Annotated in this window: 20 protein-coding genes; 6 read left to right on the top strand and 14 right to left on the bottom strand. The window is 59.6% G+C overall.

The window, feature by feature from the left end; all coding sequences use genetic code 11:
• Window positions 1-312 (top strand): chorismate mutase, encoded by a 312-nt coding sequence (locus tag KVG91_RS09100; RefSeq protein WP_169377559.1) that lies wholly within the window; start codon window positions 1-3, stop codon window positions 310-312.
• Between the two features lie 236 nt (window positions 313-548).
• A complete protein-coding gene (locus KVG91_RS09105; RefSeq protein WP_169377558.1) occupies window positions 549-1,634 on the top strand; it encodes a type I restriction endonuclease in 1,086 nt (361 codons plus the stop codon).
• Between the two features lie 83 nt (window positions 1,635-1,717).
• Here KVG91_RS09105 and KVG91_RS09110 read toward each other — a convergent pair whose 3' ends face one another.
• Entirely contained in the window at window positions 1,718-2,008 is a 291-nt protein-coding gene (locus KVG91_RS09110; protein WP_169377557.1) for a DUF3077 domain-containing protein, read from the bottom strand.
• Window positions 2,009-2,433: 425 nt separating this feature from the next.
• On the opposite strand from KVG91_RS09110, the gene KVG91_RS09115 reads away from it, so the two are divergent.
• Both KVG91_RS09115 and KVG91_RS09120 read left to right on the top strand, forming a co-directional pair.
• Window positions 2,434-2,790 carry a hypothetical protein gene (locus KVG91_RS09115; RefSeq protein ID WP_169377556.1) on the top strand — a complete coding sequence of 119 codons (357 nt, stop codon included), beginning with the start codon at window positions 2,434-2,436 and terminating at the stop codon, window positions 2,788-2,790.
• Between the two features lie 103 nt (window positions 2,791-2,893).
• The gene (locus KVG91_RS09120) at window positions 2,894-3,391 is read left to right on the top strand and encodes a GreA/GreB family elongation factor (RefSeq protein ID WP_169377555.1); all 498 of its coding nucleotides are present in this window, start codon (window positions 2,894-2,896) and stop codon (window positions 3,389-3,391) included.
• Here KVG91_RS09120 and gdhA read toward each other — a convergent pair.
• The 10 genes from gdhA to KVG91_RS09170 all read right to left on the bottom strand — a co-directional run bounded on the left by gdhA (window position 3,388) and on the right by KVG91_RS09170 (window position 13,646).
• On the bottom strand, window positions 3,388-4,725 hold the full coding sequence (gene gdhA / locus KVG91_RS09125; protein ID WP_169377554.1) for an NADP-specific glutamate dehydrogenase: 1,338 nt from the start codon (window positions 4,723-4,725) through the stop codon (window positions 3,388-3,390). The two genes, KVG91_RS09120 and gdhA, sit on opposite strands and share 4 nt — an antisense overlap.
• Window positions 4,726-4,776: 51 nt before the next feature.
• Window positions 4,777-5,121 (bottom strand): hypothetical protein, encoded by a 345-nt coding sequence (locus KVG91_RS09130; RefSeq protein WP_217894916.1) that lies wholly within the window; start codon window positions 5,119-5,121, stop codon window positions 4,777-4,779.
• Window positions 5,072-6,736 (bottom strand): energy-dependent translational throttle protein EttA, encoded by a 1,665-nt coding sequence (gene ettA, locus KVG91_RS09135; protein WP_169377553.1) that lies wholly within the window; start codon window positions 6,734-6,736, stop codon window positions 5,072-5,074. Before ettA ends, KVG91_RS09130 begins: the two co-directional genes overlap by 50 nt.
• Before the next feature lie 102 nt (window positions 6,737-6,838).
• The gene (locus tag KVG91_RS09140; RefSeq protein WP_169377552.1) at window positions 6,839-7,315 is read right to left on the bottom strand and encodes a hypothetical protein; all 477 of its coding nucleotides are present in this window, start codon (window positions 7,313-7,315) and stop codon (window positions 6,839-6,841) included.
• 98 nt (window positions 7,316-7,413) lie between these two features.
• Window positions 7,414-8,193, bottom strand: coding sequence for an AraC family transcriptional regulator (locus KVG91_RS09145; protein ID WP_169377551.1), 780 nt, complete (start codon window positions 8,191-8,193; stop codon window positions 7,414-7,416).
• A gap of 11 nt (window positions 8,194-8,204) precedes the next feature.
• Window positions 8,205-9,587, bottom strand: coding sequence for an MFS transporter (locus KVG91_RS09150; RefSeq protein WP_169377550.1), 1,383 nt, complete (start codon window positions 9,585-9,587; stop codon window positions 8,205-8,207).
• A gap of 10 nt (window positions 9,588-9,597) precedes the next feature.
• Complete coding sequence (locus KVG91_RS09155; RefSeq protein ID WP_225926959.1) at window positions 9,598-10,503, bottom strand: diiron oxygenase; 906 nt, start codon at window positions 10,501-10,503, stop codon at window positions 9,598-9,600.
• A gap of 10 nt (window positions 10,504-10,513) precedes the next feature.
• Window positions 10,514-11,422 (bottom strand): TauD/TfdA family dioxygenase, encoded by a 909-nt coding sequence (locus tag KVG91_RS09160; RefSeq protein ID WP_169377548.1) that lies wholly within the window; start codon window positions 11,420-11,422, stop codon window positions 10,514-10,516.
• Entirely contained in the window at window positions 11,419-12,975 is a 1,557-nt protein-coding gene (locus tag KVG91_RS09165; RefSeq protein WP_169377547.1) for an AMP-binding protein, read from the bottom strand. Before KVG91_RS09165 ends, KVG91_RS09160 begins: the two co-directional genes overlap by 4 nt.
• Window positions 12,972-13,646: a thermostable hemolysin gene (locus tag KVG91_RS09170; RefSeq protein WP_169377546.1), complete on the bottom strand. Its 675-nt coding sequence runs from the start codon at window positions 13,644-13,646 to the stop codon at window positions 12,972-12,974. Before KVG91_RS09170 ends, KVG91_RS09165 begins: the two co-directional genes overlap by 4 nt.
• A 239-nt stretch (window positions 13,647-13,885) precedes the next feature.
• Here KVG91_RS09170 and KVG91_RS09175 point away from each other — a divergent pair, with 239 nt between their 5' ends.
• Complete coding sequence (locus KVG91_RS09175) at window positions 13,886-17,737, top strand: bifunctional diguanylate cyclase/phosphodiesterase (RefSeq protein ID WP_169377545.1); 3,852 nt, start codon at window positions 13,886-13,888, stop codon at window positions 17,735-17,737.
• A 232-nt stretch (window positions 17,738-17,969) separates the two neighbouring features.
• Window positions 17,970-19,223, top strand: a complete 1,254-nt coding sequence (gene glyA, locus KVG91_RS09180) for a serine hydroxymethyltransferase (protein WP_169377544.1) — start codon at window positions 17,970-17,972, stop codon at window positions 19,221-19,223.
• A 183-nt stretch (window positions 19,224-19,406) separates the two neighbouring features.
• On the opposite strand, the gene yjiA is transcribed toward glyA, so the two are convergent.
• From yjiA to KVG91_RS09195, 3 genes are all read right to left on the bottom strand, one after another.
• Window positions 19,407-20,366, bottom strand: a complete 960-nt coding sequence (yjiA, locus tag KVG91_RS09185; protein WP_169377543.1) for a GTPase — start codon at window positions 20,364-20,366, stop codon at window positions 19,407-19,409.
• A gap of 186 nt (window positions 20,367-20,552) precedes the next feature.
• Window positions 20,553-20,750 (bottom strand): YbdD/YjiX family protein, encoded by a 198-nt coding sequence (locus KVG91_RS09190; RefSeq protein WP_033901562.1) that lies wholly within the window; start codon window positions 20,748-20,750, stop codon window positions 20,553-20,555.
• Window positions 20,751-20,765: 15 nt separating this feature from the next.
• The gene (locus KVG91_RS09195; RefSeq protein WP_169377542.1) at window positions 20,766-22,832 is read right to left on the bottom strand and encodes a carbon starvation CstA family protein; all 2,067 of its coding nucleotides are present in this window, start codon (window positions 22,830-22,832) and stop codon (window positions 20,766-20,768) included.
• Window positions 22,833-22,958: the final 126 nt, after the last annotated feature.

Raw genomic sequence — 22,958 nt, forward strand, 5'->3', positions numbered from 1 at the left:
ATGGCCGCTACCTGCACCACCCTTGAAGAAGTGCGAACCAACATCGACCTTCTCGACAAGCAAATCATCACTCTACTGGCCGAGCGTGGCCGCTACGTGTCACAGGCAGCGCGTTTCAAGAAAGACACCGCTGACGTCAAGGCGCCGCAACGGGTTGAACAAGTGATTGCCAAGGTGCGGGGGTTATCGGAAACCGTGGGCGCCAATCCTGAGGTAACTGAGCATGTGTATCGGGCGATGATTGCGGCGTTTATCCAGCAGGAATTGGGCGAGCATGCGGCGATGACGAAAGTTGGTGAACGGCAAGCTTAATCCATCGATCTGAGCGGCTCAGAATTTTCTGACGTGTGTGCTTACACGCAAAAATTCACACTCCGCTTTCAACTTATTGAAAACTATGAAAGAAATTCCAGAAAGTTTTTAGCTTTTTCAGTTCAGACAAACTTTCCTTTTACTTCATTCTCTTTGCGGCGTTTTGTGTCTAGTATCGAATGGCAGTCACTTTGCCATCACATCTATTCACGGATCCGATAGGGTAAGAGGCTTATATGGAATTTTTTGAAAAACTCACCAGTCTTGCAGCAAAAGTCCGTTTGCAAGGCCCTGCCATCCAAACGGAAGAAGCCACAAAGAATGCTTTTGTAATGCCCTTTATCAACACGGTATTAGGCTATGACGTATTTGATCCGCAAGAAGTGACGCCTGAATTTGTCTGCGATGTCGGGACGAAAAAAGGCGAAAAAATCGATTACGCAATCATGAAAAATGGAGAAGTCCAGATACTCATCGAATGCAAAAAAATCGGCGAGTCATTGAGCATCAATCACGCTTCGCAGCTTTTCCGCTATTTCCACGTAACAAGCGCAAGAATTTCAATTCTCACCAACGGCCAGGTTTATAGGTTTTTTACCGATCTGGACGCCCCTAATAAAATGGACGAGAAGCCTTTTTTGGAATTGGACTTACTGGATATCGATGAATACTCCGTGCCGGAGTTGATAAAGCTCACCAAGTCTGCTTTCGACGTCGACTCAATCATCAACGCTGCTGGAGAGTTGAAATATGTCAGTCAACTCAAAAAAATTATCGGTGCCCAGGTCAGTAAACCAGAAGACGAATTCGTGAAGTTTTTCGCATCCCGTGTTTACGAAGGCGTAATCACCCAAAAAGTCCGCGAACAATTTTTCGAACTGACACGGAAAGCGCTGGCTCAGTTTCTTAATGACCAAATCAATGATCGGCTCAAGTCGGCAATGAGCGGTGCGATTCAGCCGACGATAGCGTCATTGACTGTCGCAAACAGCGCGAACGCAGATATTCAAGGCCGAGACGAGTCTGAAGATAAGGTACTGACGACGCTTGAAGAGTTGGAGGGGTATCACATCGTCCGGGCTGTCGTCCGCTCCGTTGTCGACGCCAAACGAATCGTTCAGCGTGATACCCAGAGTTACTTTGGGATATTACTGGACGACAACAATCGTAAGCCTATTTGCCGTCTCCACTTCAATCGCAGCCAAAAATACCTCGGAATATTTGACGAAGAAAAAAATGAGACCCGTCATGCGATTTCATCCATTGATGAGATTTATGAGTACGCGGAGCAACTGAAAAAAACAGTCGGCTATTACGACTGAGATTACATTTGAACGACCGAAAATCTTCGCTAACCTTGTGGTGAGCGGGCTAGCACCGCTCGCCACATAAGTAATGTCACCGCTTAAGCGGCAGGTGTCATCGCTTGGGTCAAGTCATCCACGACGGCCTTGCCCATCTCGCACAGGTAATGCGCAGCCCATGCGTATTGTTCGCCACGCACATCCATCGCGGCTTCCATGGCGAGTTTCTTGGAGTAGAAAAGCAAAGTAGAGGCGTGTTCCAGTGCTTGATCAAGCGGCATGCCGGCATTGACGCGGAACAGCGGTTTTTCGTTTTCGCCGTAATCACCGAACGTGACGACGCCGAGGGTGGTGATTGAGGACAGGGGTGGATCGGGGACGACTTTAGACATGGTGTACCTACTAAGTGAGATAAAGGGCCACCACAGCACGTCGCTAAACATAATGGGGTGGCAGCTGTACGCAGGTTAGCGAACCGGTCACCTAGACACCCGGTAGATCCGAAGATCTCCCGCGCACAGCCGCCATAACACGACCGATAGGCGCAAGAACCGCCTGCCAGTGTGCAAAGAGGATGAGTCTCAGTGGTTCGGGTCGCTAAACCCGGTCGCTGTTTTCACAGCGAAGCCAGGAGACTAGTGGCCCAAACCCTAAGCCGCAATAGGCTGGAGATTCTCTAGGAAACGTCCTGCAATTTAAAGGGAATCGTCGTTGATGGCCCTTTAACAACACCTTTCTCACACCCCTTTCACATCCCCCCAACGAATCCCGATCTAGACTTCTCCCTATACGCCGTGAAACGGCCAGGGAGTACGCCATGTGGCGGTCTGCGATATTGCTGTGTGCAGTGATGGTGTTGTCCGGTTGCCAGTCAACTCATCAGGATTTGCTGGCCAAGGGTTACCCACCGGCGTTTGCGGACGGTTTTGTTGATGGCTGCAGCAGCGGTCGCCAAGCCGCGGGCGTGATTACCGGTGAGTTTCGCAAGAACGTGCCGCGCTATCTCAAGGATCGGCAATATGCCCAAGGCTGGGAAGACGGGTTTCGCCAGTGCAAGGCGATGCGCGAGAACGAGGACCTGCGCGATTATAAGGAACGCCGCTGGGATGACCGGGATCGCGCGTGGCAACGGGAGAAAGACCGCGACGCCGCCAGGGCTTATCGCTCGCAATAGGTCGTTTTTCGGGGACGCAGAGCGTCCATGGCTGCATTCCCACGCAGAGCGTTGGAACGATCGCGCAGCGAACATGGCCCAAACTCCATTGAGGGAGAACACCATGAGCCGTGCATTTGTAAATGAAGACAACGCCGCCGCCCAGGCTGATCAGCCAGTGGAGCGTCAGGTCAGTGAGCAGCCCAATCGCCTGACCGCGCAAGGGTTGGCGCTGTTGCAGGCCAAGGTAGCGCAATTGCAGGCTGAGCACAGCGCCGAATCCGCCAAGGGTGAGAAGGCCGATAAACAGCGCCAGGCCGACCTTGAGCGAGATCTGCGCTACTTTAACCAACGCGTACAAAGCGCCCAGGTAGTCGCACCCGCCACCTCCACCGACAAGGTGCAGATCGGCAGTTGGGTGACGTTTGCCAATGAGCAGGACGAGCAACAACGCATTCAGTTGGTCGGCGAGGACCAGGCCGATGCGGGTGCAGGCTTGATCAACTGGGGCTCGCCCCTGGGCCGCGCGTTGCTGGCTGCGCAGGTGGGTGACGAGGTGTTGTGGAAACGCCCCGTCGGTGACCAGTTGATTGAAGTGCTGCGCATCGAGCCCGAGGTTTAGACGATGCCTTGGGCCAGCATCGCGTCGGCGACTTTGACGAAACCCGCGATGTTCGCGCCTTTCACGTAGTTGATCCGGCCGTTTTCTTCGCCGTAATGCACGCAGGCGTGGTGGATGGACTGCATGATGCTGTGCAGCTTGCTGTCCACTTCACCGGCGGTCCACAGCAGGCGCATGGCGTTCTGCGACATTTCCAGGCCACTGACCGCAACGCCGCCGGCATTGGACGCCTTGCCCGGCGCGAACAGAATACCGGCCTCGATAAAGATATCCACAGCCTCCAAAGTCGTCGGCATGTTGGCGCCTTCGGCCACGCAGATGCAGCCGTTGCGCAGCAGGGTGCGGGCGGCGTCGGCGTCGAGTTCGTTCTGGGTCGCGCAGGGCAACGCGATGTCGCAGGCCAGTGCCCATGGCGCCTGGCCTTTGCGGAACTCCAGGCCGAAACGCTCAGCCAGTTCGCTGATGCGACCGCGTTGCACGTTTTTCAGCGCCAGCAGCGCCGACCATTGTTCTTCGGTCAAGCCGTTTTCGGCGTACAGCGTGCCTTCGGAATCAGACAGGGAGATCACTTTGCCGCCCAGGTCCATGACCTTGCGCGCTGCGTATTGCGCCACGTTGCCGGAGCCGGATATGGCCACGCGTCTGCCTTCAACCCGCTGAGCGTTGCGCTTGAGCATCTCTTCAGCGAAGTACACGCAGCCGAAACCGGTGGCTTCCGGGCGGATCAGGCTGCCGCCGTAGGTCATGCCCTTGCCGGTCAAGACCGAGGTGAACTGGTTGCTCAGGCGTTTGTACTGGCCGAACAGGAAGCCGATCTCCCGGGCGCCCACGCCGATATCGCCGGCAGGTACATCCACATCGGCGCCGATATGGCGGTACAGCTCGCTCATGAACGCCTGGCAGAAGCGCATGACCTCCGCGTCGCTCTTGCCCTTGGGGTCGAAATCCGAGCCACCTTTGCCGCCGCCCATGGGCAGCGAGGTCAGGGAATTCTTGAAGGTCTGTTCGAAGGCGAGAAACTTCAACACCCCAAGGTTCACCGAAGGATGGAAGCGCAGGCCACCTTTGTAAGGGCCGATGGCGCTGTTCATCTGAATACGGAACCCGCGATTGACCTGAACCTTGTCCTGATCATCCACCCACGACACCCGGAAAGTAATCGCACGTTCCGGCTCGCACATGCGTTCCAGAATGCCGGAATTGAGATAGTGGGGGTTGTCTTCGAGAAACGGCCACAGGCTGCGTAGGACTTCTTCCACGGCCTGGTGGAATTCCGGCTGGTCGGGGTCGCGTTTCTTGAGGCGGGCGAGGAAGGACTCGACGGATTCGGTCATGAACAGTCTCGGCAAATTGATTGTTGTTAAGGGAGATTGAGCCGGACTTTATCAATTCATTTCGCACTGCAACAGGGCAAAATGTCGCTTTTGTGAATTTAAATGGTGCATTTGATATAAATAACTGTCTTTTTTGCCCTTAAATGGGGATTTAGCCTTGAGTGGTGCACCAACAGTTAAACCGCTATCGCAGGCAAGCCAGCTCCCACCTTGATCGAGTACATCCGCCTCGGCGCGGTCAGGTGTGGGAGCTGGCTTGCCTGCGATGCAAACGACTCGGTATTCCAGAAACGCACACAAAAAAACGGAGCCCGAAGGCTCCGCTCTTTCAAACCACCAACCCGAATCAGGCCAGCTTTTTATGCCGTACGCGGTGCGGCTGGGCAGCTGCGTCACCCAAACGCTTTTTACGGTCCGCTTCATACTCGGTGTAGTTGCCTTCGAAGAACACCGCTTGCGAGTCATCTTCGTACGCCAGGATGTGCGTCGCGACGCGGTCAAGGAACCAGCGATCGTGAGAGATCACAATGGCGGCGCCCGGGAAGTCCAGCAGGGCTTCTTCGAGGGAACGCAGGGTTTCAACGTCGAGGTCGTTGGACGGTTCGTCGAGCAGCAGGACGTTGCCGCCCTCTTTCAGGGTCAGGGCCAGGTGCAAGCGTCCACGCTCACCACCGGACAGGTCCTTGACGAACTTCTGCTGGTCGCCGCCCTTGAAGTTGAAACGGCCGACATAGGTGCGCGCCGGGATTTCATAATTGCCGATGCGGATCTGGTCGGAGCCGTCGGAGATCTGCTGGAACACCGTCTTGCTGCCGTCCAGGTCTTCACGGCTCTGATCCACGCAGGCCAACTGCACGGTTTCGCCGATCTCAATGCTGCCGGAGTCCGGGGTTTCCTTGCCCATCAGCATGCGGAACAGTGTGGATTTACCCGCACCGTTACCGCCGATAACGCCGACGATCGCGCCTTTTGGCATGGAGAACGACAAGTTATCGATCAACACACGGTCGCCATAGCCTTTGCAGACGTTCTTGAATTCGATGACCTTGTCACCCAGGCGCGGCCCGGCCGGAATGTAGATCTCGTTGGTTTCGCTGCGCTTCTGGAATTCCTGCGACTGCATTTCTTCGAAGCGTTGCAGGCGGGCCTTGGATTTGGACTGGCGAGCCTTGGCGCCTTTGCGCACCCACTCCAGTTCTTCCTTCATGGCTTTTTCGTGGGCCGACTGCTGCTTGGATTCGGCGGCCAGACGGTCGGACTTGGCTTCCAGCCAGCCGGAGTAGTTGCCCTCGTAAGGGATACCGGCGCCACGGTCGAGTTCGAGGATCCAGCCGGCCACGTTGTCCAGGAAGTAGCGGTCGTGCGTGATCGCAACCACGGTGCCCGGGAAGTCGTGAAGGAAATGTTCCAGCCAGGCGACGGAGTCGGCGTCCAAGTGGTTGGTCGGTTCGTCGAGCAGCAGCATGTCCGGGGCCGACAGCAGCAGGCGGCACAGGGCCACACGACGCTTTTCACCGCCGGACAAAAACTCGACCTTGGCGTCCCACGCCGGCAGACGCAGCGCGTCGGCGGCCACTTCCAGCTGGCGCTCCAGGTTGTGACCGTCGCCGGCCTGCAGGATGGCTTCGAGCTTGGCCTGTTCAGCGGCCAGCTTGTCGAAGTCGGCATCCGGTTCGGCGTAGGCAGCGTAGACCTCGTCCAGGCGCGCCTGGGCGTCCTTGATCACGCTGACGGCCTCTTCGACCACTTCACGCACGGTCTTGGTCGGGTCGAGAATCGGCTCCTGCGGCAGGTAGCCGATGTTCAGGTCAGGCATCGGGCGGGCTTCGCCTTCGAACTCGGTATCGACACCGGCCATGATTTTCAACAGCGTGGACTTACCCGAACCGTTAAGGCCGAGCACGCCGATCTTGGCGCCTGGGAAGAAGGACAGCGAAATGTTTTTAAGGATTTCCCGCTTCGGCGGAACAACTTTGCCCAGCCGATGCATGGTGAAGACGTATTGAGCCAAAATGGAGCCCTCTGATGAACTGCATAAACAAAGGCAGGTATTCTACGTCAAGATGATCCTGTGCACAGATGCGGAACGCCGACCGACGTCGCTCAAGGCTCCTCAGAATAGCTTGAGCGCCAGCACCTTCAGGTCCAGCGTGCTGTGCAGCAGCATCACCAGCAGGATCGCAGAGGTGCATAGCGCTTGCCCCAGCACCCCACGATGGATCTGCCTCGCCGCCGGTTGCCACTGTTCGGCATCAGGGGTACTGGTTTGCAACACCTCGTGCGCAGGCTCGCGCCAACGCTTCTCCACTGCCGAATCCAGCACGAACAGGGCCACACTGAGCAAAAACCAGAGTTCGAAGCAGCGCTGCCACTCCTTGAGCCAAAACATCAGGATGCCGCTCAGGATCAGCCCCCAACCCGCTACATTATAGAAGCGATCGGTAAACGTCAGACCGCGCAGCAGTAATGGCTTGTTGTCATGACTGCAGTGTTTGAGCTGGGCGGACATCCATGGGGCGACCAGCAGCGGTCCGGTTGCCGCGACCGCTGCCAGCGCGTGGAAGATTTTAATTGCGTCGTAGTCGATCATCAGGCCCAACCTCATCGGATATGAGCCTTCACCCTAAGGCAGCGGCATCCTGTCCAAAATGGTTCAGTCAGCCACAAAGCCGAACGAAACGGACAGTCTCAAGCCGCTCTTGCAGCGACGCCCTGCAGACTGCTGCGCACTTTTCCCGGGCTGCTGCCGGTGACACGGCGAAACCAATGGCCGAATGAATCGCTGGAGGCAAACCCCAGGTGGTGCGCGAGGCGCTCATTGGTAGGTTCGATCATCAACCCGCGATAGGCCTCGACGAGTAACAGGCGGTTATACCATTGGGTGTAGCACAACCCGGTTTCCTTGCGAAACAGGCGAGTCAGCGTGCGCTCGGTGGCACCCACTTCATTGCCCCACTCCGCCAGGCTCTTGCGCAACCCTGGCCGGGCAATCAACTGGTCGGTGACGCGTTTGAGCCGCCCGTCACTGGGCAAAGGCAACACCATATTACTGGCTGAGAGTTCGGTGATGTCCTGTAACAACAGTTGCAGAATGCAGTTGCGCTGCGCTTCCGACAGCGGCCGGGCGGCTTCTTCAGCCAGTCGATCGCACAGCGCAATGATCAGCGCCGAGGATTCAATCAGTTTGAGGGTGGTGGAGAACCCCTTCGACTGTTCCCGGCCCAGGTACAACACGGTAAGGTCAACCTGGCTGTACGCAACGCCTGCATGCAGGGTCTGCGGCGGAATCCACACGGCCATGCCGGGTTTAAGCAACCAGCGCTGGTCTTCCGTATGGCCGTAGAGCATGCCTTTTTTCACTAATACAAATTGGCCGACCGGGTGCCTGTGGGGCTCCCCCTCGTCCTTGATGTTCGTTAACTGCCGCTCAATGACTAATGCTGAATAATGTGTTTCATCGTGATGCATGCCTACCCCGGTCAGTCTTCTCGTAATCCATGTTTTACAGGCAATCCGTAGGCGAAGAATAAACCGCATCCCATGACAAGACCAAGCAGCAGGAAGGTGCCTGGATAGGCACTCTCCGAAGGCAGATGAAGCGCCACGGCGACCATGCCGTTAACACCAAACGCCGCACCCAGACTACGCAGGAATTGTACCGTGGAGGTGTAGGCACCCAACTGATCCGGGGGCGCGCAGTTCTGCGCAAAAACCAGGGTGGTGGTCGCGGTGAAGCCCATGCCGGAGCCAATCAATACCTGGCCGACGGCAATGGCTGGCCAGAACGCCCAGCGCAGGCCTGCCGCGACGAACAGGCAGCCGAGCAGCAGCATCGACATACCGCCCGCCGCCATGGGCCTGAAGCCCACGCGCGCCAGACGCTTGCCGCAGAATGTCGCGCCAGCCACCCAGCCCAGCGCGGCCAGCATGACCAGCGCGCCGCTCGACAACGCCCCACCGGTGCCATGACTGAGGGCAATCGGCAACAGACTGACCGAGGCATAAAGACCGATGCTCGAAGTGATCACCAGCACCAGGGTCGCCCCCAGCGCTGGTTGAGCGAAGAAACCCAGGGGCACTGGGCTGCTGCGCGGAGTCCTGCGCACACGCACCAGTAGTACCAACAGGCTGATGAGCATGATGACCACCAGTGTCGATATGGGATACGCCATCCATGCCAGCGGATCGCCGCTCAGCAGGAACAACCCGGCACACGCCAATATGGCCAGCGCACTTTGCGCCAGCGCGTCGACATGCCGGCTCGATTGGCCACGCCCCACCGTCGGGGCAAAGCACAGCGCCAACAAGGCCAGCGCCCCCAACGGCAAGTTCAGCCAAAAGACCGCGCGCCAGCTCAAAGTGCTGCCCAATACCGTCCCCGCGACCGGCCCCAGAATGGCGGCCAGGCCCCATACGCCGCTGAGCATGCCTTGCATATTCGCGCGCCGTGCCCCCTCGAACAGGGAGGCCAGCAATGAATAGGACAGCACAATGATCCCGCCCGCGCCCATGCCTTGCAGCGCCCTGCCGACAATCACCATGAGCATGCTCTGGCTGCTGGCGATCCAGGCCGAGGCGCCAATGAATACCAGCAGGCTGACTTTCATCATCACGCTGACCCCGAAGCGGTCGGCCAAGGCCCCCGCCAACGGTGCGATCAGCGCCAAGGGCAACAAGAAGCCGGAAACAACCCACGGATACAGCGTCGTGTCCTGCAGCTGCGCATTGATCTGCGGCAGGATGGTACTGACCGCCGTGCTGTCCATCGCTGCCAGAAACAGCGCAACAAGCACTGCCACGACACTCAACGGGTACTTCCCTTGGTTCACCGATGCCTGTGCGGCAAGTGTTTGCGGCTTCATGTGGCACCCCTCAATGAAAGTACTGGGTATGTATCGCGCTGGCGCTGGAGAACGCTTTGACGATGCCCGCCGTGTCCACGTCCATGTGCTCGTCGACAGTGCGAATCAAATCCTGAGACTGCACAATTTCACGAAACCGCAGCGTCATGTCCAACTGGGTCTCGGCGGCCCTGTTGTTTTGCGTGTAGTCCAGATTGAATGCCGCCTTGATCTGCTCGCCGCTGGTAATAGCCAGTTGCGTGTTCATCGCCTCGGTGTCGTGAATCAACTGGTGCATGCGTCGACGCTCGGAGGCGGTGAGCGACGGAATCACGTGTTCGAAGATGTAATGATCGAACTGGATATGCCGTGCCTCATCCAGGCCATGAAAATGCAGGAGACGCGTCAGCAGGCTACGCTGCATCGGGTCGAGCACCTTCAAACGACGTTCGAACACGGTAATGATTGATTCGCCCACATAGGCGGTGGCACAGAGTGCGGCCAGCTTGATCCGCGGCGAGTCGTTTTCGTCATAGAGTGCACGACGCTCGTTGAACAGGTTGTCCTTGAGCTTGATGTCACGCCCGGACAAATGCCGGATGTACTGATAGAAGCTGCTGGCGTGGTTGATTTCTTCGGCGGCGAAACACGACAGCGCGCCATACAGTGCGTCCCCCGCGCCGAGCGTATCGTGGTCGGCCTGCGCTTCGCAGAGTATGCGCGTCATGGTATTGGCGACATGCATCTCGATTTCGGCCAGTTGCCCCAGTTCCTTGTACAGATAAGCCACTGCTTTTTCTTCCTGACCAGCCTCCCCGACCAGCGCCGTGGAGAGGAACTGCAACTCGGCATCAGTGCGGGCGGCGGCCCACTCCATGCGGTTGGGGTGCAAGTAATTGATATGAGCCAGTTCGTTAATGTTCTTCAGAGCGTTCATCGCGGTGTTCTCAATGGGCATAGGAAAGGGCGTTGAAGATGGTGCGGGCCGGGTCGTCGATCGCTCGACGCCCGTGCATGACACGGGTGTTGTCGATCAGCACCACGTCGCCGTGCTGCCAGCCGACGTCGACGGTGAAGCGCTCGCACACGGCCTCAACGGCGAGCAACAGCTGCGGATCGATCGGTTCGCCATCGGCAAAGGTGATGCGTGGCGCTTCGTAATGGTTGGAGGGACCGAAAATACTGTTGGCGAAACTCGGTCCAATCTCGTCTGAAAGCCGGCTGTTACGCACGGCGGGGGTGCGAAAGCGGTAAGTGATCGAATCGTCCGCATTGAGCTCGATCTGCGCGCCAGGGGTGCCGGCGGTGAGCGAGACCAAGTCCTGCAGCACGACGGACTCAATGCAGGCCGGTGCGCCTTCGCTGTGGGCCAACGCATGAAAGGCATAGGTCTTCCATTTAATGGCCTCCACGCGGCGGGCGTACAGGATGTCGCGCTCGCTGAACGCCGCGCGATGTTCGGGCGCCAGATGCCCATACACCGCCTTGCCATCGCACAGGGTCGTCTGGGAACCGCGCGCCGGCGGCACTTGGCAATAGAACCAGCAGAGGTCTGGCCAGAAGGGGCTGTTGCCGTTTTCACAGTGCAGGCCCACGGCGCCCAGTCCGGCGTCGACTTTCTGCGCCGTGTCGCCATCGAAACTGCGTGCGGGGTCCAGACTGATTCGACTGCTGCTCTGGCGAACCAACCGGGAGAACGCGTCAATGCTGTGGTCAAAGCCGCGCAGTACCAGGTAACCATGGGTGATCAACCACTGTTTCAGCATGCCGGGTTCCAGTGCATGCAGTGCCTGAGGCCTCTCGGGCACGACGATCAGGCCAGCGTGGGCGGTGTGGGGTGAAGTCAGGAGCTTCATGCGCGAATCCTCGCGGTGCAGTCATTCAGGAACGCGGGCACCTGGTCGCGACGGGGCCGTCCAGTCACCGTGAACAATCGACGCATGGCCTCTTCACTGCGCGGAATCAGCAGCGGCTGCGCAATCTGTTCAATTTCGTTGAGGTGTGTGCGGGCGAACGCTGCGATGGCGGCGCCGACGTCGGCCGGGTCGGCCTGGGCGTCGATGATAAACACGCCTCCCATGAACGCCTGCCGGTCGCCGTAGACAATCGCCTGCTCGACACCCGGCACTTGCCGGTAAGCGGCTTCGAGCCATTCGGGAGACACGTTGCGGCCATTGCCGGTGATGATCATGGTTTTTTTGCGACCGATGATGCTGACGAAGCCGTCTGCGTCGATCCGGGCCAGGTCGCCGGTGTGCAGCCAGCCTTCATCATCGAGGGCGCAACTGCTGGGGTCTTCATTGGTGTACCCGGCAAACAGCGAACTGCTGCGCAGCAGCAGCTCACCGTCCGCGCCCAGGCGCAACGTGACATGCGGCAATGCTTGCCCGACGCTGCCCACGCGGTTCGCGCCGCGAAAGTTCCAAGTGGCCACCGAACTGTTCTCGCTGAGGCCATACCCTTGAAATACATCAATGCCTGCTCGCTGCAGGCGCAGCAGGACCTCCACGTCCACTGGGCCGCCACCGGCCGCCAGCAGCGGCAATCGCGGCGTACCGAATAACCCTTCGATGCGCTCGATGGCCCCCAGGGTTTCAACGCGCCGGGCAATCGCCTCGACCAGCGCCGGGGTCAGTGTCATGGCCGTGGGTCGTGCCTGACGGATCAAGTCCAGGCGGTCTTCGGCGATCACTCCCGGGCTGCCAAGGGGAGCGAGGCTGGGTGCGGGCAACAGCACGGCACCGCCAGACGTCAGGGGCATATAGAGCGCGGTGACCTGTTCGATCAACAGGCTCAATGGCACCAGAACCAGGTAGCGCTGATAATCATCGCGCCGCGCCCGTTGCCACAGCGCTTCGACCAATGCGCCCAACCCGTCGCGCCGGATCTTCACACCTTTGGGCCGGGACGTCGTACCGGAGGTGTGAATCACCTTGATCACGCTGTCGGTGGCGGCGCACGCGGCGGGCGTCGACACCCGGCCCGGCGCAGGCTCATTGACCACCGAGACGCTGCGCACCGCCGCGGACAGCCTCAGCCCGGCGCAACGCCACATATCCAGGGTGCGTTCGCCCGCTTCGTCGACCAGGACCAGCGCACACCCCTGCAACAGATGCCGCGCCTGATCCACGGAAAACGCCAGGGGTACAGGCACCTCGACCCGTGCAGCCAGCATTGATGCCAGATCGGCCACCACCCACTCGACGCTGTTCCCCATCACCAGGCCCACCTGGCCGGCGGCGGGCGTATCATCGATCAGGACGCTCGCCAACCGTTGTGCCTGGGCCACCAGTTGTCGATAGGTGAGTGCCACCGCCTCGGGCGCCGTACAATCCGCCGCCAGTTGCACCACGGCAGGCGCATCCGGTGTGTGCAGCGCCTGCGCCATGATTTCACTCAGGACATTCATGCCGCCACCTGCTCGGTATGGGCGATCAGGTGATCAAACGCAGAAAACTTCAACCGGCCGCAGTACTGGTTGAACAGATGCGAGCACTCTTCGAGCAGAATCACGCCGGTCTGCGGCGACTGCGCGTAGTAAGTGCCCCACTGCTGCAGTTCCTGCGGCGACAGCCGAGCACTTTCGGCCTCGCCCATGACCCGCAGCGGAATGCCGTGGTACTTGAGCAAAACGCGCAACCTGCGCGTCGACGTGCACAGGATGGCTTTGGCGCCCATGAACCAGGCGAGTATCGGCAATGCCTTGATAATTTCCGCGGCGGCATGGGAGTCGTCAGACGCCAGCGAGCCGATCTCAACGATGTGTTCCCGCCGCAGTACCTGCTTGCTCAGCCCCGCCAGCACGGTTTCGATCGGTGTGTCGAAATAGCGCTCGGAAAAAAGTGGCCGGGCAGGCGACGCGAAGGAGATGCCCGCGCAGGCGGTCAACGCACCACTGGCCAGGTTGCGACGCGCCACCAGCCAATCGGAACCGGGCGTCATCTCGGCCCCGTAACGGCGCTGATAAATATCCTTGATATAGGCTAATGTTTCTGGTGCACCCTGCTCGCTTCTTCTAATTATTTCGAACCGTGCATGATCATTTTCATCTTGGCTTGAAGTGTGCAGAAAACTATTCATGACGTATCCCTGTGAACGGCATTTGCCGATCACAAAGCTACGTAACCGCCACTCGGACGAAAATGCTCAGCCAGGACAACAAGTCGATTGAAACGGACGACTGACATAATCAGACACAAAAACGTTCAGCCGAGCGGGGCTGGCACTTTGCCACAAGTCAAGGCATGCTAGCCGCCCTCCGGGCGTCCGGCTTATAGTGCACGTCGCGCGCCAGTCCAGCCAAACCGCAGGATCACAGCTTGTCCAAAGTCACGCCGCCCACTCCCCTGCGCGCCGCTCATATAGCGCCGGGAGCGCCCCTGCACGGCACCCTCAAGGGCGCGTTGGCGACGCTTGTCCTCCTGCTGCTTGCGCTTTTGTTCTGGCAACTGCTGGATCAACTGCAGCAGAACCAGAAGGACCAGCAGCAATACACCATCGACTACAGCGCCGACCTGGCTGAACAGATCAGCCTGAACATGGCCCTCAGCGCCAAGATCGCCCTGAACCTGCTCCCGATGGTCGAACCGCCCCGTGACAGCGAACAGCAAGTGGCCTTGATGCGCATGCTGCAGCGCTCGCTGCCGGAGCTGCGCAGCGTTGCCCTGCTCGCCCCCAGCGGCGCAATGATCAGTGACAGCGCCACCGACAGCCAGGATGGCGCCTGGCTCGAAGAACTGGTCCAGCGCAGCCACTCCCAATCTTATTACCTGAGCAACAGCAACGACGGCAACCTCATCTATCTGCTGCTGCACCAGCCCAGCGGCGGCTCGAAGATGTATTGGGCGCTGCGCCTGACGCCCGACTACCTGGCCAGCCTGACGCGCCAGGACGGCCAGGACCAACGCCCGACGTGGGTTATCGAGAATCGCCTCAACCAGCGCGTCATCAGCCGTGACAGCGGCATGCCAGCCCAATGGGCCGGTGCCCTGACGCCGGACGAAATGAACAAAAGCGTGCTGGTCACGCCCCTGAGCAAAAGCGACTGGCAATTGCGCGGGCTGTTCGACCGCACCGCCGTGCTGGAACAACTGCTGCCGGCGTTTATCGGCAAATGCCTGCTGGGCCTGGCGTTCTCGCTGATCCCGGTGATCGTGCTGCTGAACATGCGCCGCCGTCAGCGCCAGGTCAACGAAGGCCGGCGGCGCTACCAGGACATTTTCGAAGGCACCGGCGTGGCCCTGTGCGTGCTTGACCTTTCTGGCCTCAACGCCTTTTTCGACAAGACCGCCTTGCAGACTCGTGAACACTTGCATGCCTGGCTGCAGGACAACCCCGACGAGCGCAAGCGACTGCTCAAGGAGCTGCGCGTCACCGAGGTCAACCAGGTGGCGGTGCGCCTGTTGAATGTGAGCTCCTGCGAAGAAGCCTGGGACCGCCTGATCGATGACTGCCCGCACAACGCCACCGCGATCGGTTACTCGATACTCGAAGCCTTCCTGGCCCGCCAGAACCAGTTGGAGCTTGAGATCCAGCTCAAGGACGTGGCCGGCAACGACCAATACCTGTGGCTGGTCATGCGCCTGCCGGAGCAGCAGGACGATTTCAAGGCCGTGATCCTCAGCATCAGCGATATCACCAGCCGCAAGCTGATCGAGCTGTCGCTGGTGGAGCGTGAGGGGTTCTGGTCGGACGTGGTCCGCACCGTGCCCGACCACCTGTATGTGCAGGACGTCATCAGCCAGCGCATGATCTTCAGCAACCACCATTTGGGCCATACCCTCGGGTATAACAAAGCCGAACTGCAGCAAATGGGCGAGTACTTCTGGGAAATCCTGCTGCACCCCGAAGACGCCGAGCATTATCACGACCTGCGCCAGCAACAGCGCCAGATCGGCTACACCACCCAATTGCAGTGCCAGTTGCGCTTTCGCCATCGCAATAACCAGTGGCGCCGCTTCGACATTCGCGAACAAGCCCTGGCCCGCGACAAGACGGCGCAGATCACCCGCATTATCGGCGTGGCCAAGGACATCACCGACCAGATCGAAGCCAGCGAATCCCTGCGCGACAGTGAAAAGCGCTACCGCATGTTGGCCGAAAGCATCAGCGACGTGATCTGCTCCACCGACAGCCAACTGGCCCTCAACTACATCAGCCCTTCGGTCAACGCGGTGCTGGGCTATGACGTGGACTGGGTGTTCAAGCACGGCTGGCAGTCGATCATCGCCAATCCCAAGCAATTGAACGGCATTTATAGCCTGATGGAACAGGTCAGCCGCGCGCTGGGCAACCCCGAGGCGCTGAACACGCTGCGCGATGACATTCAAACCCAACTGTTCCTGTTCGATTGCCTGCGCGCCGACGGGCGCAAGGTGCTGATCGAGCTGCGCCTGGTGCTGGTATGGGATGAGCACGGCGCTTTCGAGGGCATCCTTGGCGTGGGTCGCGACATCAGCCAGCAACGCCGCGCCGAGAAAGACCTGCGCATGGCGGCCACGGTATTCGAGCATTCCACCTCGGCGATCCTGATTACCGACCCGGCGGGCTATATCGTGCAGGCCAACGAGGCGTTCAGCCGGGTCAGCGGCTACGCGGTGAGCGATGTACTCGACCAGTTACCGAACATGCTCACCGTCGACGAACAGCAGGAAGCGCACCTGCGCTACGTGCTCAAGCAATTGCACCAGCACAGCACCTGGGAAGGCGAAGTGTGGCTCAAGCGCCGCAACGGCGAGCATTACCCGGCGTGGGTCGGCATTACCGCCGTGTTCGACGACGAAGGCGACCTGGCCAGCTACGTGTGTTTCTTCAGTGATATCAGCGAGCGCAAGGCCAGCGAACAGCGCATCCACCGCCTGGCCTATTACGATGCCCTGACCCACCTGCCCAACCGCACGCTGTTCCAGGACCGCCTGCACACCGCGTTGCAGGCGGCCGAGCGGCAGAAGTCGTGGGTGGTGCTGATGTTCCTCGACCTCGACCGCTTCAAACCGATCAACGACTCCCTGGGCCACGCCGCCGGCGACCGCATGCTCAAGGAAATGGCCACGCGCCTGCTGGGCTGCGTGGCCGAAGACGACACCGTGGCGCGCATGGGCGGCGACGAGTTCACCTTGCTGCTGCAACCACGGGTCAACCGTGAACTGGCATTGAACCGCGCGATTCATGTGGCCGAACAGATCCTCGCCAGCCTGGTGAAGCCCTTTGTACTGGAAGGCCGCGAATTCTTCGTGACCGCCAGCATCGGCATCGCCCTCAGCCCGCAGGACGGCAATGAGCTGAGCCAGCTGATGAAAAACGCTGACACGGCGATGTATCACGCCAAGGAACGCGGCAAGAACAACTTCCAGTTCTACCAGGCCGACATGAACGCCAGTGCGCTGGAACGCCTGGAGCTGGAAAGCGACTTGCGTCATGCCTTGGAACAGAACGAATTCGTGCTTTATTACCAGCCACAGTTCAGCGGCGACGGCAAGCGCCTGACCGGCGCCGAAGCCCTGCTGCGCTGGCGCCATCCACGCCGCGGGCTGGTGCCGCCGGGGGATTTCATCCCGGTACTGGAAGAGTTGGGCCTGGTGGTGGATGTCGGCGACTGGGTCATCAGCGAAGCCTGCCGCCAGCTCAAGACCTGGCACCAGAACAAGGTGCGCGTGCCGAAAGTCTCGGTGAACATCTCGGCGCGGCAGTTCTCCGACGGCCAGCTCGGCACGCGCATCGCCACCATCCTCAAGGACACTGGCCTGCCGCCTGCGTGTCTGGAGCTGGAGCTGACCGAAAGTATCCTGATGCGCGAAGTCAACGAGGCCATGCAGATCCTCGACAGCTTAAAAAACCTGGGCCTGAGCATTGCGGTGGACGACTTCGGTACCGGTTATTCCTCGCTCAACTACCTCAAGCAATTCCCCATCGATGTGCTGAAGATCGACCGCACCTTCGTCGATGGCCTGCCGTCAGGCGAGCAGGATGCACAGATCGCCCGCGCCATTATCGCCATGGCCCACAGCCTGAACCTGGCGGTGATCGCCGAGGGTGTGGAAACCCATGAGCAGTTGGACTTCCTGCGCGAGCATGGCTGCGATGAGGTGCAGGGTTATCTGTTCGGGCGGCCGATGCCGGCGAATCGGTTCGAGGCGCAGTTCAGTAATGATGCGCTGTTCATGTTCGACTGAGGTCTTGTAGTGGGGCGAATGGCCTCATCGCGGGCAAGCCCGGCTCCCACATTTTGACTGTGTGAACCCGATCAAGTGTGGGAGCTGGCTTGCCTGCGATAGCGTCCGCCCAGGCACCGCCTATCCCCAAGTGAACCCCGCTTGTGCGCGACATGATGTCCTTTCATATGCCATCTAAAACCCATTGGGTTAGAATGCCCTCCTTTTCTGCCCCCGATCCTTGAGGACCGCCATGTTCAGCCGTGATTTGACTATTGCCAAGTACGACGCCGATCTCTTTGCCGCCATGGAGCAAGAAGCCGTGCGCCAGGAAGAGCACATTGAGCTGATCGCTTCGGAAAACTACACCAGCCCCGCGGTGATGGAGGCTCAAGGTTCGGTGCTGACCAACAAGTACGCCGAAGGCTACCCAGGCAAGCGCTACTACGGCGGCTGCGAGTACGTCGACGTGGTTGAGCAACTGGCCATCGACCGTGCCAAGCAACTGTTCGGCGCCGATTACGCCAACGTCCAGCCCCACGCCGGTTCCCAAGCCAACAGCGCCGTGTACCTGGCCCTGCTGCAAGGCGGCGACACCATCCTGGGCATGAGCCTGGCCCACGGCGGTCACCTGACCCACGGCGCCAGCGTTTCCTCCTCCGGCAAGCTGTACAACGCCGTTCAATACGGTATCGATGCCAACGGCCTGATCGACTACGACGAAGTCGAGCGCCTGGCGGTCGAGCACAAGCCAAAAATGATCGTGGCCGGTTTCTCTGCCTACTCGCAGATCCTCGACTTTCCGCGCTTCCGTGAAATCGCTGACAAGGTTGGCGCCTACCTGTTCGTCGACATGGCTCACGTGGCGGGCCTGGTCGCTGCGGGCGTCTACCCGAACCCGGTGCCTTACGCTGACGTGGTCACCACCACCACCCACAAGACCCTGCGCGGTCCACGTGGCGGCCTGATCCTGGCACGCGCCAACGCCGAGATTGAGAAGAAGCTGAACTCCGCCGTATTCCCGGGCGCCCAGGGTGGCCCGCTGGAGCACGTGATCGCCGCTAAAGCGATTTGCTTCAAGGAAGCGCTGCAGCCTGAGTTCAAGACCTACCAGCAACAAGTGGTGAAGAACGCCAAGGCCATGGCCGAAGTGTTTATCGAGCGTGGCTTTGACGTGGTCTCCGGCGGTACCGAAAACCACCTGTTCCTGCTGTCGCTGATCAAGCAGGACATTTCCGGTAAGGATGCTGACGCCGCCCTCGGCAAAGCCTTCATCACCGTGAACAAGAACTCCGTGCCGAACGACCCACGTTCGCCGTTCGTCACCTCCGGCCTGCGCTTCGGCACCCCGGCGGTGACCACTCGCGGCTTCAAGGAAGCCGAGTGCAAGGAGCTGGCCGGCTGGATCTGCGACATCCTGGCGGACCTTTCCAACGAAGCCGTGATCGATGCGGTGCGTGAGAAGGTCAAGGCCATCTGCAAGAAGCTGCCGGTATACGGCGCTTAATAGCAGTTGCTTGAACAAAAAGCCCGGCTGAAGAGTCGGGCTTTTTTATGCCAATTTCAATTTGAAACAGGGTCAACTGTGGGAGCTGGCTTGCCTGCGATGGCGGTGGCCAGTCATTGATGGAATAACTGACAGACCGCCATCGCAGGCAAGCCAGCTCCCACATTTTGAAGGCATTTCAGGTCAGGCTTGGTAGGCCTTGGCAAAGCCTTCGCGAATCTTGTCTTCCGGCAACTCATCGGCAATAAACACAATCACACTCTCCCGCGCCTCACCCTCCTCCCACTCGGTATCCCAATCGAACCCGTAGAGCTTCAGCACGCCCTGGAACACCATGCGCCGCTCTTCCCCGGCGATGTGCAGCACGCCCTTGTAGCGCAGCAGTTGCTTGCCGTGGTCTTCCAGCAGCTCGTTCATGAACGCGCTGAGCCGGTCGATGTCCAGCGGTTGGTCGGTGCGCAGCACCAGGCTTGAAATGCGGTCGATGGACGGTGCGGTGCTCACCGGGCGCAGAGTCATGCCTGCGTTGAGGTTGAAGCCACGCACATCGAGCAGTTCGGCCAGGTCAATGGCGCCATGGTCCATCACGCGGATCGGCGCGCGGCGGTTAATGCGGGTCAGGCGTTCGCTGAGGGCATCAAAGGTGGCGGCATCCACCAGGTCGCGTTTGCTCACCAGCAGGCGGTCGGCAAAACCGATCTGGGCCTGGGCGATGGTCTGGGTCAAGTGATGCTCGGCGTGGGCGGCGTCCACCAGGGTGATGATGCCGTCGAGGATGTAGCGCTCGCGCAGCTCCTCGTCGATGAAAAAGGTCTGGGCGACCGGGGCCGGATCGGCCAGGCCGGTGCACTCGATCACCAGACGGTCGAAGGCGATCTCACCGCTGTCCAGTCGTTCGAGCAACAGGTACAGGGCTTTGGTCAGGTCGGTGTGGATGGTGCAGCACACGCAGCCGTTGGACAGGGTCATGACTTGCACCGGCTCTGCGCCCAAGAGTTGGGTGTCGATACCGGCATCACTGAATTCGTTTTCGATCACGGCGATTTTCAAGCCATGCTCGGCCTTGAGCAGGTGCCGCAACAAGGTGGTCTTGCCGGCGCCAAGGAAGCCGCTGAGGACGGTGACGGGAATGGGAGAGGACAAAACTGATCTCCTGTTAACTGAAGGAACACAAAACAAATGTGGGAGCGGGCTTATGTGGGAGCTGGCTTGCCTGCGATGCAAACACCTCGGTGTATCAGTTACACCGTTGTGATGCTATCGCAGGCAAGCCAGCTCCCACATAAGCCCGCTCCCACAGGGGATTCACTGCCAGCCCGAATTATCGGGTCAGCAGCACTTGGGCCCACCCTTGCCGCCGTAACGGGCTTCCTGGCGTTCTCGGAAGAACGCCTTGTAGTCCATCATCGGTTTGTCCGGGTGTTTGGTTTGCATATGCTCGACGTACGTATCGTAGTCGGGCATGCCGACCATCAGGCGCGCGGCCTGACCGAGGTATTTACCGAGGCGATTGATGTCATTGAACATGGTTGCAATCCTCGATCACGCGTCCGGTACGGCCTGGAACGGGGCTTCTTTATCCGTACGTTCTTTGTTGCCCCAGGCGGCAACGCCGACCTTGAGCGCATAGAACAGGATACTGAATACCACAAACAGGAACAGCGCCGTCAGCGTTGCGTTGGTGTAGGCGTTCCAGATTACGTGCTGCATCTGGTCGATGTTCTTGGCCGGAGCGAGGATCTGGCCGTTGGCCAGGGCATCGCTGTATTTCTTGGCGAGGGACAGAAAGCCGATCGCCGGGTTGGCGTCGAACAGCTTGATCAGGCCCGCTGCGGTGGTGCAGATCAGCAGCCAGACCGCCGGCACCATGGTCACCCAGATGTAGCGTTGGCGTTTCATCTTGATCAGCACAACGGTGGCCAGCATCAGCGCGATACCCGCCAGCATCTGGTTGGAGATACCGAACAGCGGCCACAAGGTGTTGATGCCGCCCAGTGGGTCGATCACGCCTTGGTAGAGCAGGTAACCCCACATCGCCACACAACCTGCGGTCGCGATCAAGTTGGCGGTCCAGGACTCGGTGCGTTTGAGCGCCGGGACGAACGAGCCCAGAAGGTCTTGCAGCATGAAGCGACCGGCACGGGTACCGGCGTCGACGGCGGTAAGAATGAACAAGGCTTCGAACAGGATCGCAAAGTGGTACCAGAATGCCATGGTGTTTTCACCCGGCAGCACACTGTGCAGGATCTGCGCGATACCCACCGCCAGCGTCGGCGCACCGCCGGCACGCGCCAGGATGGTGGTTTCACCGATGTCATGGGCCACGGCCGACAGCGCCTCAGGCGTAATCGCAAAGCCCCAGCTGCTGACGGTTTGCGCAACAGTCACCACGTCGGTGCCGACAATCGCGGCCGGGCTGTTCATGGCGAAGTACACGCCAGGCTCGATCACCGAGGCGGCAACCATGGCCATGATGGCCACGAACGACTCCATCAACATGCCGCCATAGCCGATGTAGCGCGCATGGCTTTCATTGGCCAGCAACTTGGGCGTGGTGCCCGAAGAAATCAGCGCGTGGAAACCCGAGACCGCGCCACAGGCAATGGTGATGAACAGGAACGGGAACAGACCGCCCTTCCACACCGGGCCGGTGCCGTCGATGAACTGGGTCAGCGCCGGCATTTTCAGGTCTGGCATGGTGACCAGGATGCCGATCGCCAGGGCGATGATGGTGCCGATTTTCAGGAAGGTCGACAGGTAGTCGCGTGGCGCGAGGATCAGCCATACCGGCAGTACCGCCGCGACGAAACCGTAGCCGATGAGCATCCAGGTAATCTGGATCCCGGTAAAGGTGAACGCCTTGGCCCAGACCGGATCAGCGGCAATTTGCCCGCCCAGCCAGATCGAACCCAGCAGCAACGCCACACCGATGATCGAGATTTCACCGATACGACCCGGGCGGATGTAGCGCATGTAAATGCCCATGAACATCGCAATCGGGATGGTCGCCATCACCGTGAAGATACCCCACGGGCTCTCGGCCAGGGCCTTGACCACGATCAGCGCCAGCACCGCAAGGATGATGATCATGATCAGGAAGCAGCCAAACAGCGCGATGGTCCCGGGGATGCGGCCCATTTCTTCGCGAACCATGTCCCCCAGGGACCGGCCGTTACGACGCGTGGACAGGAACAGGATCATGAAGTCCTGCACCGCACCGGCCAGCACCACGCCGGCAATCAGCCAGAGCGTGCCCGGCAGATACCCCATTTGCGCTGCCAGCACCGGGCCGACCAGCGGGCCTGCACCGGCAATCGCCGCAAAGTGGTGACCGAAAAGGATGTGTTTGTTGGTCGGCACATAGTCCAGACCGTCATTGTTGAGCACTGCGGGGGTGGCCCGCCGTGGATCGAGTTGCATCACATTGTTAGCGATGAACAGGCTGTAGTAACGGTACGCAACCAGATAGATGGCCACCGCAGCGACCACAATCCACAAGGCGTTGATCGCCTCACCGCGGCGCAAGGCCACTACGCCCAGGGCGCACGCTCCTACGATTGCCAGCACCAGCCAGGGTAGATGGCGTAGCAGGCTATTATTATTTTTCATTTTTATATTCCAGCCAGGGTGGACAGAAAGGACAGCCAACCGGAGTTTAGCGCTACTGGCCTTAAAGGCCACCCCCCTACGTTGGTCTAGAGCCTTGCCCAGGTAAAAAAAGCAGAAAACCCGGCC

The sequence above is a fragment of the Pseudomonas azadiae genome (assembly GCF_019145355.1).
Lineage (GTDB): Bacteria > Pseudomonadota > Gammaproteobacteria > Pseudomonadales > Pseudomonadaceae > Aquipseudomonas > Aquipseudomonas azadiae.

What these genes read in the sequence shown, in the direction of transcription:
- KVG91_RS09100 (WP_169377559.1), top strand. Translation starts at nt 1, where the DNA reads ATGGCCGCTACCTGCACCACCCTTGAAGAAGTGCGAACCAACATCGAC.
- KVG91_RS09105 (WP_169377558.1), top strand. Translation starts at nt 549, where the DNA reads ATGGAATTTTTTGAAAAACTCACCAGTCTTGCAGCAAAAGTCCGTTTG.
- KVG91_RS09110 (WP_169377557.1), bottom strand. Translation starts at nt 2,008, where the DNA reads ATGTCTAAAGTCGTCCCCGATCCACCCCTGTCCTCAATCACCACCCTC.
- KVG91_RS09115 (WP_169377556.1), top strand. Translation starts at nt 2,434, where the DNA reads ATGTGGCGGTCTGCGATATTGCTGTGTGCAGTGATGGTGTTGTCCGGT.
- KVG91_RS09120 (WP_169377555.1), top strand. Translation starts at nt 2,894, where the DNA reads ATGAGCCGTGCATTTGTAAATGAAGACAACGCCGCCGCCCAGGCTGAT.
- gdhA (WP_169377554.1), bottom strand. Translation starts at nt 4,725, where the DNA reads ATGACCGAATCCGTCGAGTCCTTCCTCGCCCGCCTCAAGAAACGCGAC.
- KVG91_RS09140 (WP_169377552.1), bottom strand. Translation starts at nt 7,315, where the DNA reads ATGATCGACTACGACGCAATTAAAATCTTCCACGCGCTGGCAGCGGTC.
- KVG91_RS09145 (WP_169377551.1), bottom strand. Translation starts at nt 8,193, where the DNA reads ATGCATCACGATGAAACACATTATTCAGCATTAGTCATTGAGCGGCAG.
- KVG91_RS09150 (WP_169377550.1), bottom strand. Translation starts at nt 9,587, where the DNA reads ATGAAGCCGCAAACACTTGCCGCACAGGCATCGGTGAACCAAGGGAAG.
- KVG91_RS09155 (WP_225926959.1), bottom strand. Translation starts at nt 10,503, where the DNA reads ATGAACGCTCTGAAGAACATTAACGAACTGGCTCATATCAATTACTTG.
- KVG91_RS09160 (WP_169377548.1), bottom strand. Translation starts at nt 11,422, where the DNA reads ATGAAGCTCCTGACTTCACCCCACACCGCCCACGCTGGCCTGATCGTC.
- KVG91_RS09165 (WP_169377547.1), bottom strand. Translation starts at nt 12,975, where the DNA reads ATGAATGTCCTGAGTGAAATCATGGCGCAGGCGCTGCACACACCGGAT.
- KVG91_RS09170 (WP_169377546.1), bottom strand. Translation starts at nt 13,646, where the DNA reads ATGAATAGTTTTCTGCACACTTCAAGCCAAGATGAAAATGATCATGCA.
- glyA (WP_169377544.1), top strand. Translation starts at nt 17,970, where the DNA reads ATGTTCAGCCGTGATTTGACTATTGCCAAGTACGACGCCGATCTCTTT.
- KVG91_RS09190 (WP_033901562.1), bottom strand. Translation starts at nt 20,750, where the DNA reads ATGTTCAATGACATCAATCGCCTCGGTAAATACCTCGGTCAGGCCGCG.
- KVG91_RS09195 (WP_169377542.1), bottom strand. Translation starts at nt 22,832, where the DNA reads ATGAAAAATAATAATAGCCTGCTACGCCATCTACCCTGGCTGGTGCTG.